Annotated in this window: 10 protein-coding genes; 2 read left to right on the forward strand and 8 right to left on the reverse strand. The window is 66.7% G+C overall.

Annotated features, from left to right (window positions below):
• Window positions 1-29: 29 nt before the first annotated feature.
• The 3 genes from IB268_RS15890 to polA form a co-directional block, all read right to left on the reverse strand.
• Entirely contained in the window at window positions 30-818 is a 789-nt protein-coding gene (locus tag IB268_RS15890) for a dienelactone hydrolase family protein (protein ID WP_125470911.1), read from the reverse strand.
• Window positions 819-890: 72 nt separating this feature from the next.
• Window positions 891-1,730 (reverse strand): ZIP family metal transporter, encoded by an 840-nt coding sequence (locus IB268_RS15895; protein WP_054451005.1) that lies wholly within the window; start codon window positions 1,728-1,730, stop codon window positions 891-893.
• 117 nt (window positions 1,731-1,847) lie between these two features.
• On the reverse strand, window positions 1,848-4,565 hold the full coding sequence (gene polA / locus IB268_RS15900) for a DNA polymerase I (RefSeq protein ID WP_175181711.1): 2,718 nt from the start codon (window positions 4,563-4,565) through the stop codon (window positions 1,848-1,850).
• A 64-nt stretch (window positions 4,566-4,629) separates the two neighbouring features.
• Between polA and IB268_RS15905 the strand changes: the two genes are divergently transcribed.
• On the forward strand, window positions 4,630-5,256 hold the full coding sequence (locus tag IB268_RS15905; RefSeq protein WP_042792592.1) for a TIGR00730 family Rossman fold protein: 627 nt from the start codon (window positions 4,630-4,632) through the stop codon (window positions 5,254-5,256).
• 88 nt (window positions 5,257-5,344) lie between these two features.
• On the opposite strand, the gene IB268_RS15910 is transcribed toward IB268_RS15905, so the two are convergent.
• Together IB268_RS15910 and IB268_RS15915 are read right to left on the reverse strand one after the other, a co-directional pair.
• A complete protein-coding gene (locus IB268_RS15910; protein ID WP_054451003.1) occupies window positions 5,345-6,769 on the reverse strand; it encodes a M20 family metallopeptidase in 1,425 nt (474 codons plus the stop codon).
• Window positions 6,770-6,812: 43 nt separating this feature from the next.
• Window positions 6,813-7,796: a tripartite tricarboxylate transporter substrate binding protein gene (locus tag IB268_RS15915; protein ID WP_082400683.1), complete on the reverse strand. Its 984-nt coding sequence runs from the start codon at window positions 7,794-7,796 to the stop codon at window positions 6,813-6,815.
• A gap of 128 nt (window positions 7,797-7,924) precedes the next feature.
• On the opposite strand from IB268_RS15915, the gene IB268_RS15920 reads away from it, so the two are divergent.
• Window positions 7,925-8,863 (forward strand): LysR family transcriptional regulator, encoded by a 939-nt coding sequence (locus tag IB268_RS15920; RefSeq protein WP_054451001.1) that lies wholly within the window; start codon window positions 7,925-7,927, stop codon window positions 8,861-8,863.
• A gap of 13 nt (window positions 8,864-8,876) precedes the next feature.
• Here IB268_RS15920 and IB268_RS15925 read toward each other — a convergent pair whose 3' ends face one another.
• The 3 genes from IB268_RS15925 to IB268_RS15935 all read right to left on the reverse strand — a co-directional run bounded on the left by IB268_RS15925 (window position 8,877) and on the right by IB268_RS15935 (window position 12,059).
• Window positions 8,877-9,665, reverse strand: coding sequence for a 1,6-dihydroxycyclohexa-2,4-diene-1-carboxylate dehydrogenase (locus IB268_RS15925; RefSeq protein WP_192330028.1), 789 nt, complete (start codon window positions 9,663-9,665; stop codon window positions 8,877-8,879).
• Between the two features lie 22 nt (window positions 9,666-9,687).
• Complete coding sequence (locus tag IB268_RS15930; RefSeq protein ID WP_054450999.1) at window positions 9,688-11,034, reverse strand: MFS transporter; 1,347 nt, start codon at window positions 11,032-11,034, stop codon at window positions 9,688-9,690.
• Between the two features lie 110 nt (window positions 11,035-11,144).
• Window positions 11,145-12,059 carry a dioxygenase gene (locus IB268_RS15935; RefSeq protein WP_175214004.1) on the reverse strand — a complete coding sequence of 305 codons (915 nt, stop codon included), beginning with the start codon at window positions 12,057-12,059 and terminating at the stop codon, window positions 11,145-11,147.
• Window positions 12,060-12,097: the final 38 nt, after the last annotated feature.

The raw sequence follows: 12,097 nt of genomic DNA on the forward strand, positions 1-12,097 counted from the left end.
CTCTTGGGCAGCTTTCGCTGCCCCGCATCCTACAAATAGCGCTTGAACCACTCCAGCATGCGCTTCCAGCCATCCTGCGCGGCCTCGGCCTTGTAGCTGGCGCGGTAGTCCGCCAGGAAGGCGTGGTCGGCCTCGGGATACACCACGAATTCCGAGCGCCGGGCGTTGTCGTTGCCGGCGGCCAGCTTGGATTTCATGGTTTCGACATCGGCCAGCGGAATGCTGGCGTCCTTGCCGCCATACAGGCCCAGCACCGGGGCGTGCAGTTCGTTGACCACGTCGAAGGCAACGCGCTTGATCAGCGGGCCATGGCCCACGCTGAGCTTGCCGTACCAGGCCACGCCCGCCTTCACGTCGGGATTGTGCGCGGCGTACATCCAGGTCAGGCGACCGCCCCAGCAAAAGCCCGTCACCGCCACGCGCTTGGGATCGCCGCCGTGCGCGGCCGCCCAGGCCACGCTGGCGTCCAGGTCGGCGAACACCTGTTCGTCCGGCACCTTGCTGACCAGCTCGGCAATGAGTTTCGGGATGTCGGTGTAGACCGAGGCATCGCCCTGGCGTTCGTACAGATTGGCGGCGACGGCAAGGTAGCCGGCCTTGGCGACCCGGCGGCACAGGTCCTTGATGTGCTCGTGCACGCCGAAGATCTCCTGCACAACCAGCACGATGGGCAGGTCGCGCTTGCCTTCGGGCGCGGCGTAATAGGCGGCGATCGTGCCGTCGGCCACGGGCAGTTTGAAATCCCCGTGGACCAGGCCCTGGGTGTCCGTGTGGATCACGGTGGGCGCGACGTTGCCGGCTGCGGCGGAAAAACTCATGAAGAACTCCTGTGTAGGGATGATCAACCAAGCCGGATATCCCGTCAGCGCATGCACGGCCCCGCGCCTGTCCTAGTGCCGGTGGCCATGCTCCACTTGCGGCGCGGCCTGGCCGGCTTCGGCCTCGTGGTCGTGCCCATGGTGCATCACCGTGGTGACGCTGTAGATCAGCACCACGCCCACGCCGACCAGCAGCAATTGCGGGACGGCATCGGCCAGGGATACCCGTTCGTGCATCTGCGGCATCAGGTCGGCCACCGAAATGTAGAGGAAGCTGCTGGCTGCAACCACCAGGACATACGGCACCCATTGCTGCGCCTGCTGCAGCACGAAGTACCCTATTATGCCGCCCACGGCTGAACACAAGCTGGTGAACAGGATCAGGGAGAACGCGCGGCGGCGCGCCAGGCCCGCGTTGAGCAACACCACGAAGTCACCCAGCTTGTGCGGCACCTCATGGATGATGATGGACGCCGCGGTCAGCACGCCCAGCAGCGGATCGGTCAGGAAAGCCGCCGCCACCAGCACCCCGTCGCACAGGTTGTGCAGCGAGCTGCCGATCAGGATCAGCACGCCGCCGCGGCCCGCCTCGTGGCGGTCATGCCCCTTGTGGTGGTGATGGCCGTCGCCCTCGTGGTGATGGCTGTGGCGCAGCAGCGCAATCTTCTCCAGCACGAAAAAGCCGATCAGCGATGCCAGCATCAGGCCGAACAGCACGTGGGCATCGCCCACCCCCGTCTCGAAGGCCTCGGGCAGCAGGTGCAGCAGCGCCACCGACAGCAGCACCCCCACCGACAGGCTGACCATGTGGTGCAGGTATTGCGCGAAAACCTTGTAGGCCAGCCAGCTGGCGACAAGGACGGCGATAAGCCCGCCGGTGACGGTGGCGAGCAAAATCCAGAGCAGCAACATTTTTGGGGGGATGCTTTAAGGCGGAGGGAAGCGAAACATTATATTGTTTCAATACCAAAAACGGAAATGGGCCGCCCGCAGGCGGCCCATGTGTCCTGGGACCGGGTGCTCCCGGCTCTAGTGGGCCTGCTCCCAGTTCTTGCCCATGCCGACTTCCGCCACCAGCGGCACGCGCAGTTCCGCCACGTTGCACATGAGGCGCGGCAGCGCTTCCTTGACCAGTTCCAGCTCGGCGTCGGGCGCTTCCAGCACCAGTTCGTCGTGCACCTGCATGATCATGCGCGTCTGCAGCTTTTCGGCTTCCAGCCAGTCCTGCACCGCCACCATGGCCATCTTGATCAGGTCGGCCGCCGTGCCCTGCATGGGCGCGTTGATGGCCGCGCGTTCGGCCGCCTGGCGGCGCGGACCCGAGGCGCCGCGGATTTCCGGCAGCTGCAGGCGGCGTCCGAAGACGGTTTCCACGTAGCCCTGCTCGCGCGCGCGGCGGCGGGTGTCGTCCATGTACATGGCCACGCCGGGATAGCGGGCGAAATAGCGGTCGATGTAGGCCTGCGCGGCATCGCGCGTGATACCCAGGTTGGACGCCAGGCCGAACACCCCCATGCCGTAGATCAGGCCGAAGTTGATGGCCTTGGCGGCGCGGCGCTGGTCGGTGGAGACGTCGGCCAGCGACACGCCGAACACTTCCGAAGCGGTGGCGCGGTGGATGTCCTCGCCCGCTGCGAAGGCGCGCTGCAGGTTGGCGTCGTCCGACACGTGCGCCATGATGCGCAGCTCGATCTGGGAATAGTCCGCCGACAGCAGCATGCCCTGCTCGGCGATGAACGCCTCGCGCACGCGCCGGCCGGCCTCGGTGCGCACGGGGATGTTCTGCAGATTGGGATCGGACGAAGCCAGGCGGCCGGTAATCACCGCGGCCTGCGAATAATGCGTGTGCACCCGCCCGGTATCCGGGTTGATCATGCGCGGCAGCTTGTCCGTATAGGTGGACTTCAGCTTGGACAGGCCGCGGTACTCCAGCAGCACCTGCGGCAGCGGATAGTCCTGGGCCAGCTTGCTCAGCACCTCTTCGTCGGTGGACGGCGCGCCGCTGGCGGTCTTGCGCACCACCGGCAGCTGCATACGGCCGAACAGGATCTCGCCCAGCTGCTTGGGGGAATTCAGGTTGAAGGGCTGGCCGGCCAGTTCATAGGCCTTCTGTTCCAGCTGCAGCATCTCCTGGCCCAGCTTGTGGCTCTGGCGGCCAAGCTCCGCGGCGTCTACCTTGACGCCGTTGCGCTCGACCGTGGTCAGCACCGAGGACACCTGCATTTCCAGCAGGTAGATACGGTTCAGTCCCGCATCGGCCGTCACCATGGGGCGCAGCACCTGGTGCAGCTGCAAGGTGAAGTCCGAGTCTTCGGCCGCGTAATGGCCCGCCTTGTCCACCGCCACTTCGTCAAAGCCGATCTGCTTGGCGCCCTTGCCGCAGAGGTCCTCGTAGGACACGCCGCTGCGGCCCAGATAGCGCTGGGCCAGGTCGTTCAGGCCCACGCCGCGGTGCGATTCCAGCACATAGGCCTGCAGCATCGTGTCTTCGGCGATGCCGGCCAGCTTGATGCCTTCGTTGGCGAACACGTGCGCGTCGTACTTGGCGTGGTGCAGCAGCTTGGCGCGGGACGCGTCTTCCAGCCAGGGCTTCAGGCGCGCCAGCACCTCGGCCTTGGGCAGCTGCGGCGCATTGTCCGGACCGCGATGCGCGACCGGGATGTAGCACGCCACGCCCGGCGCCACCGCCAGCGACATGCCCACCATCCTGGCCTGCATTTCGTCCAGCGAGGTGGTCTCGGTGTCCACCGCGACCAGGGGCGCGTCCTTCAGCTTTTCCATCCAGGCGTCGAACGCGGCCCAATCGGAAATGATCTGATAATCCAGCTCCACGGGCGCGGCGGGCGCCTCGTGCGCAACGCGGGCGTCGCCCGCGGGCACGCGTTCGGCGTCACCGGTCAGGTCGCGCAGCCAGGTGCGGAAACCGTAGCGTTCATAGAGTTCGGTCAGCGTCGCATCGTCGCGCGGACGCGGCGTCAGGTCATCCACGTTGTCCACGTGGCCGGCCAGGTCGCAGTCGTACTTCACGGTGAGCAATTGGCGCGTCAGCGGGAAGTTGGGAATGGCCTCGCGCAGGTTGCTGCCCGCCACGCCCTTGACGCCTTCCGCGCCTTCAATCAGCTTGTCTATCGAGCCGAATTCCGTAAGCCATTTGACCGCCGTCTTCGGGCCCACCTTGGTGACGCCGGGGACGTTGTCCACGGCGTCACCCACCAGCATCAGGTAATCCACGATGCGGTCGGGCGGCACGCCGAACTTGTTGACCACGCCGGCCTCGTCCAGCACTTCGCCCGTCATGGTGTTGACCAGGGTGACGTGGCTGTTGACCAACTGCGCCAGATCCTTGTCGCCGGTGGACACGATGGTGTGCACGTCATGCTCGGCGGCGCGCTTGGCCAGGGTGCCGATCACATCGTCGGCCTCGACGCCCTCGATGGCCAGCACCGGCCAGCCCAGCGCGCGCACGGCGCGGTGGATGGGCTCGATCTGCGCGGCCAGGTCTTCCGGCATGGGCGGGCGATGCGACTTGTATTCCGGATAGATATCGTCACGGAAGGTCTTGCCGCGGGCATCGAAAATACATGCGGCATACTCTGCCTTATGATCAGAGACAAGTTTGCGCAGCATATTCACCACGCCGTAGAGCGCCCCCGTGGGTTCGCCTTGCGCGTTGCGCAAATCAGGCATAGCGTGGAAAGCGCGGTACAAGTAACTTGAACCGTCGACCAGTAATAAGGTTTTTTTCATGGTTACAAAGGCAGATATGGCAATAGCTGCGGAAACACCCGCCAACAAACAAATTCCGCTGATTATGTCAGAGATACGGACGGCGGCAGACAAGCTCGCGAACATCGGGCCTGCTGTCAGCGTCTTCGGCAGTGCGCGAGTCAGCCGTAATTCCCCCCACTATGAAACCACCGTCGCAATTTCCGCCGCCCTGGCGGATGCGGGTTTCGCGGTGATCGCCGGCGGCGGTCCCGGCATCATGGAGGCAGCCAACAAGGGCGCGTTCGAAGCAGGCGGCACCAGCATCGGTCTGAACATCAGCCTGCCCCACGAAGCGCACAACAACGAATACCAAACCATCAGCCTGTCATTCGAGTATTTTTTCTCGCGCAAGGCAACCTTCTTCATGCACAGCTTCGCCTATGTGGCGATGCCTGGCGGTTTCGGCACCCTGGATGAACTCTTCGAAGCGCTGACGCTCATCCAGACGGGCAAGGTCCCGCCCGCTCCCATCGTGCTGGTGGGCAGCGAGTACTGGTCCGGACTGGTCGAATGGCTGGGCGGCCAGGTGCTGGCCAATGGCATGATAGGCGCGCATGACCTGGATCTCTTCATCATCGAAGACGATCCCGTCAAGGTGGTGCGCAAGGTGGTGGAATTCCACGCCAAGGTCAATTCGGACGCGCAATACGCGCCGTCCCTGCCGGCCTGAAATCGCATGTAGCTCAAGGCCCGCTTGCCGCCCCCTCGGAGGGGCAGCAAGCGCGCGAAGCGTGCGCAGCGTGGGGGCCCTTTCCCTGTTATTTGCGCATGAACGAGGGCAGCACGTCCGGCGGAATCGGGCAGACGTAAGGTTGCCCGCGGCGCGTCTCCATCAGTTCCTCCTTGGCGCGCGCCAGCGCCTCGGGCTGCGTGTACAGATCGGCGGCGGTCGCCGCGATGATCTTGGCCGCGTGCACCATGCCCTTGTGCGCCATGGACATCTTGCCCTGCGCCACCATCTGCCAGGAATGGAACGGCGTGCCGTAGGCGTAGCAAGCGCCCCAGCATTGCGCGGTGGGCGCGACCCAGCTCACGTCGCCCACGTCGGTGGAACCGTAGGTGATCTCAGCCTTGCCGGGCTCGTAGGGCGCCACGCCGGCAAACAGCGGCGTGGGATTGCGCAGCACCGCGCCCAGGTTCTTGCCGGCGTTGTCGATGTCGTCCGTAGAGATCGCATCCCACATGCGGCGAGCGGCCTGCTGCTCGCCCGCGGTGTAATCGGGCCCCTGCAAGGCCAGCATGTTGGCGTACATGATCTGGTTCAACACGCCGTTGGGAATGTAGTTCGAGCAGGCTTTGTCGAACACGATTTCCAGTTCGCAACCCGTCATCAGCGCCGCGCCACGCGCCACGTTCTGCACGCGCTCGTATAGTTCGGACGCCTGCGAATTGATGGGTGCGCGCACCAGGTACAACACTTCGGCGCGTGCCTGCACCACGTTCGGTGAAATGCCGCCGCTGTTGGTCACGGCGTAATGCACGCGCGCATCCGGCACCATGTGCTCGCGCAGGTAGTTCACGCCCACGTTCATCAGCTCGACCGCGTCCAGCGCGCTGCGGCCCAGGTGCGGCGAATTGGCCGCGTGCGCGGCAACGCCGCGAAAACGGAAATAGGCCTGGATGTTGGCAAGCGAGGACTGGTGGAAGATCCCGGTGTGCGATGCGGGATGCCAGGTCAGCGCCGCATCCACGTCGTCGAACAGGCCCGCGCGCGCCATGAAGGTCTTGCCCGAACCGCCCTCTTCGGCCGGACAGCCGTAGAAGCGGATGGTGCCGGGCAGGCCGTTGGCCTCCAGGAATTCCTTCACCGCCACCGCCGCAAAATGCGCGGCCGTGCCCAGCAGATGATGGCCGCAGCCGTGGCCGTTGCCGTTCGGCGTTTCCGGCGAAGGCTGGCAGGCGTAGGCGCCGCTCTCCTGGCTCAGGCCCGACAGCGCGTCGTACTCGCCCAGGATGCCGATCACCGGGCCGCCGTTGCCGGCCTCGGCCACGAAGGCGGTGGGAATGCCGGCGGCGTCGCGCGTGACGCGGAAACCCGCTACTTCCAGCATCGCGATGTGCAGCTCGGCGGACTTGTGTTCGTCGTAGCGCAGTTCGGCCAGGCTCCAGATGCGGTCGCTCAGTTCCGCGTAGCGCTCGCTGCGCGCGTCGATGAACGGCGCAAGTTTATCGATGGCACCCATTGTTTCTCCTGTGGCTGTAATGGCGGGGAAAAAACCGGTCAGGTCACTCGTCGAGCTTGATGCCGGCAGTTTCAATGATTTTGCGGTTGGCGGCCAGCGTCTGCGCGATGCGCTCGGCAAAGGCCTGCGGCGTGCCGGCGTCGGGCTGCGCGCCCATGCCCGCCAGGCGCTGCACCAGCCCAGGCTCGGCCAGCGCACGCACCGCGGCCTGATTCAGGCGCTGCACCACGGCATCGGGCGTACCGGCGGGCACGACCAGGCCGAACCAGGTCTGGCCCAGCGCGTTCAGCTGCGGATAACCCAGTTCCGTCATGGTCGGCAGGTCCGGCATATCAGGCATCCGCGCGGGCGCCGACACGGCGATGGCGCGCAGCTTGCCAGCCTTGACCAGCGATTGCGCGGACGCGTACTGGTCCTGCTGCACCTGCACCTCGCCGCCCACCGCGGCGGTCAGCGCCGGCCCCATGCCGCGGTACGGCACGTGCAGCACATCGACCTTCAGATCGGCATTCATCGCCGCCAGATTCAGGTGGCCAAGCGAACCGACGCCGGGCGAACCATAGGAATACTTGCCCGGATGGGCCCGCAGCTCAGCCAGGAACTGCGCAAAATCCTGCGCCGGAAACGCCGGATTCACCATCCACACGACCGGCACCGTCGCCACCGAGGCCACTGGTTTGAGCTGCGTTTCGGGGTTGACCCGCTTGGTGCCGTACAGCAGCGGATTGACGGCCATGGTGCTGACCGTGGCCATGCCCAGCGTGTAGCCGTCGGGTTCGGCCCGGGCCACCGCCTCGGTGCCGAGCAGGCCGCCCGCGCCGGCGCGGTTCTCCACCACCACGCTCTGGCCCAGTTCCTTGCGCAGGCCCTCGGCCACCGCGCGGGCCAGCGCGTCCGTGGACCCGCCGGGCGCGAACGGCACGATCAGCCGCAAGGGCTGGGAGGGATAGGCATCCTGGGCGGCGGCCAGGGACGAAACACTGAAAGTTACGGCGCAAACCAGCGCGTGCAGCAGACGGGACTTCATGGACCGGCCACTCCTGGGGAACGGAAGCGATGTAAGGGATCACTGCATTGTGTCCAGGGCATATCCTTATTTCAAATACATTAATGCGTGGATATATTCGTGTTTTGAATAGCTTCCCTCCCCGAGCCATGGACGTCGCTCCCGCCACCCTGCTGTCCCGCCTGCTCGCCAAAGGCCGCCTGCGCCACCTGCAATTGCTGGCCAGCATCGCCGACCTCGGCAGCATTCAGCAGGCGGCCAGCCATATCGGCCTGAGCCAACCCGCGGCCACCCATGCGCTGGCCGACATCGAAGATCTGCTGGGCGTGCAACTGTTCGAGCGCCATGCCCGCGGCATGCGCACCACGCGCAGCGGCCAGCTCATGGCGGAGTGCGCCCGCAGCATGCTGACGACGCTGCGCGCTTCCACCGATTCGGTGGCGGCCCTGCGCCAGGGCGCCACGGGCAATCTGCGCCTGGGCGCCATCCCGGCAGCCACGGGCGGCCTGCTGGCCGAGCGCCTGCCCGCCTACATGAACGCGCGGCCCGGACTGCAAGTAGAGGTGGTGGAAGGCAGCCGCGAGCAACTACTGCCGCAAGCCGCCAGCGGCAGCCTGGACATGTTGCTGTGCCGGCGTCCGGAGGCCGTGCCCGCCGGCCTGGAATTCGTGCCGCTGCAGGAAGACGCGGCGGTGATCGTAGCCGCTGCCGGCCACCCGCTGCTGGATCCGGACGACGCCCCCACGCTGGCGCAGGTGGCATCCCAACTATGGATAGAACCTCGCCCGGAATTGGCCATCCATGCGGTCTTCAAGGCCTTCTTCGAACGCGCCGGCGTGGTGCCGCGGCTGTGCCGGCTGAGCAGCGCCGCCCCGCCCATGCCGCTGCTCATCGCCGTCATGCAGGCGCAGAAGGCCTTGGCCATGGTGCCGCAGACCCTGGGCAACTGGTACATGCAGCACGGACATTTCCAGCGCGTGCGCATCGAATCGCCCGGTTCATTCCAGCCCATCGGCGCGATCGTGCGCGACCAGGGACCGGGCCGCGATTTCCTGGACTGGCTGGCGGCCGGGCGCAAGGCCAGCTGAGCCAGCCAGGTCTTCAGCCTATGTCGCCGCCCGCCACATACATGATCTGCCCGGTGATGTAGGACGCCTCGGGCGCCGCCATGAAGCAGATCGCCGCGGCGACTTCCTCGGCCTGGCCCAGGCGGTCCTGCGGCGTGTCGCGCAGGCAGGAGGCATACATCTCGCTGACCCAGGCGGCTTCCTGCGCGGATGGCGTCTCGTGATTGCGCGGAATCGCGCGCACGCCGTTGTCCAGCGCGCCCGGCGACACGCAATTGACACGCACGCCCGACTTCGCCAGCTCCAGCGCCATGCAGACGGTGGCGGCGTGCACGCCGCCCTTGGAGGCCGAATACGGCACCCGGTAGATGCCGCGCGTGGCGTTGGAACCCACGTTGACGATGGCGCCCGCGCCCTGCGCCCGCATCACCGGTATGACTTCACGGCAGGACCACAGCGTGGGCCACAACGAACGGTTGACCTCGCGCTGCATCTGCTCCGGCGTGTATTCCCAGAACGGCCGGGTCCAGATCGTGCCGCCCACGTTATGCACCGACACGTCGATGCGGCCGTTGATCTCCAACGCGGCGCGCACCATGGACTGCGCGCCCTCATGGGTTTCCAGATCAGCCTGTGCGAAGTTCGCGCGTCCGCCCGCGGCGCGGATCTCCTCGGCCACGGCGGCGCCCTGCTCCTCCGCCCGGTCCACCACGACCACGTGCGCGCCTTCAGCCGCCAGGCGCCGGGCCGTTGCCCGGCCCACACCCTGGGCGGCGCCGGTGACCAGGGCCACCAGGCCCTCGAAGCGTAGATGTGTGCTCATGCTTGTATCGTCCTTTGCTATATCAATGGGCCGCCGAAAGCGCGCCGTCCGGCCGCGCGTGCTTGAGCTTGAGGCTCAGCACCGCCAGGGCCGCGACCGCCAGGGGTATCGCCAACGCGATGAAGAATCCCGACGGTCCGCCCCAGGCCAGGAAGCTGCCGCCGATGGCCGAACCCGCGATCGCGCCCGCGCGGCCCATGCCGATAGCCCAGCCGGTGGCGGTGGCGCGCAAGGCGGTGGGGTAAGCGCCCACCACCAGGTAGTTCAGTGCAATCTGCTGACCACCGATGCCGAAGCCGGCCGCGCCGACCAGGATGAAGACCAGCGTCCAGTTGTCGCCAGCCTGGCTCAGGCCTACGGCCACCACGATGCCCAGCGCGAACATGCCGCCAAGCAGCCTCCTCGTGTTGACGCGCGGCAGCACGAAGGACAGCGGAATCGCGCAGATGATGAAGACGGCGTTGACGATGACCGTGCCCATGGGCGCCTGCTCGGCGGGCAGGCCCGCGGCCTTCAGCACCGTGGGCAGCCACGACAGCAGCATGAACCACGCCACCCAGTTCAGCAGGTACACCGCCCAGATCGCCACGGTCTTGGCGCCGTGGCCATCCGAGAACAAGGCGCCGACGCCGGCGCGCGCGACGGATTCCTCCGGCACGGTGAACTGCGTGTCGGCGTCCAGCTTGCGGCGCGAGATGGCCGACAAGACGCGCGCGATGTAGCGCTGGCTTTCCGGATCGCGGCGCGTGGCCTTGAAGTACAGCGACTCGGGCAGCATCAGAAAGGCGACGGCAAGCAGGACCAGCGGCGCCAGGCCGCCCACGATGAAGATGCCTTCCCAGCCGATGACGGGCAGCATGCGGGCGGCCAACAGGCCGCCCAGCATGGCGCCGGCCGGCAGGCCCAGCAGCACGCCGGTCATGATGGCGCCGCGCAAACGGGCCGGACCGTACTCGGCGGCCAGCGCCAGCAGCACCGGCGTGCAGCCGCCCATGCCCAGGCCGGCGATGAAGCGCAGCACCAGGATATGGGTGGTGTCGGTGGCCCAGGCCGTCGCGAGCGTGGACAGGCCGAACAGGGCCAGCCCCAGCATGATGGCCGGACGGCGGCCGATGCGGTCGCCGATCAGGCCCAGGGTCATGGCGCCCACCGTCATGCCGACGATGCCAGCGGTCAGGATGGGCGCCAGCGCGCCCGCCTTCAGATCGAAGGCGGCCAGGATCGCCGGCCCGGTGAAGGCGATCGCCTGTGTGTCGAAGCCGTCGAACAGCGCGATCAGAAAGCACAGGATCAACACGCGCCATTGAAAGGCGCCCAGTCGTTCCTGGTCGATCAGCGTCGGAATCGACCAGCTGGAAGTCGCGGTCATGATGGTTGTCTCCATGGCGCGGCCGAACCCGGCCTCGCGCCTGCGGGTTGTTCTAGGTGATTTGGGGGAAAAAATGGCGGCGCCGCTTGCGGGCGCCGCCCGGGCATCGGTCAGGCGGTGGCGCGGTCCATGCGGGCTTGCGGACGGGCCTCGTCGGCGTCCAGCGCCGGCTGCAGCACAAAGTCGAAACAGACGCGCGTGAACGGCGCGTTCACGCCCAGGCTCTCATAGCCGGCGGCCGGCGTATTGGGCTGCAGTTCGACCACCAGGCCGTCGCGCGTGGCAAAGGCGAAGTCATCGTCCAGGAAGGTGTCGCCCGGGATGTTGACCTGCGTGGTCAAGGTGCGCTGCCCGTCGGCCGCCACCAAGAAGTGGATGTGGGCCGGCCGGTTGCCATGGCGGCCCAGCGCCCCGAACAGTTCGGACGTGGGGCTGTTCGGCGGAATCGCGTAGCCCGGCGGGATGAAGCTGCGAAAGCGGTAGCGGCCTTGCGCGTCGGTCTTGATCTTGCGGCGCAGGTGGTAGTCCGCCTGGTCGGGATCGAAGTGCGAATAACGCCCCAGCTCGTTGGCGTGCCACACGTCCACCAGTGCGCCGGCGACGGGATTGCCGTCCACGTCACGCACCTGCCCTTCCATCACCAGCACCGTGCCGGCTGCGGGATCCTCGTCCAGGCGGGCTTCGCCGTCGGACAAGGGCGCGCCCGCGATGTAGAGCGGTCCCTCGATCGCGCGCGGCGTGCCGGCGGCGCGGCCGGCGGCCTCGTCGGCCTCTTCCTCGCGGATGTCGATCAGGCGGTCAAAGCCCAGGCCTGCCGTGATCAACCCCAGTTGGCCGCTGCCGCCCAGGCGCGCAAGCCAGTCCACGCCCGCCCAGAATTCATCGGGCTTGATGTCGAGATCGTCGATCGCGCGGAACAGGTCCGACACGATGCGCTGCGTGATCTGCCGCACGCGGTCGTTGCCCGGATTGACCTGGGAGCTGTTGACCAGGTCAAGTAGTTGTTGCTGGGTATATTCAGCCATGATGCGTCTCCTGCTTTTTGGAATGATCGGGAAAGTGA

This window comes from Achromobacter sp. ACM01 (genome assembly GCF_014851745.1).
GTDB classification, from domain to species: domain Bacteria; phylum Pseudomonadota; class Gammaproteobacteria; order Burkholderiales; family Burkholderiaceae_B; genus Achromobacter; species Achromobacter aegrifaciens.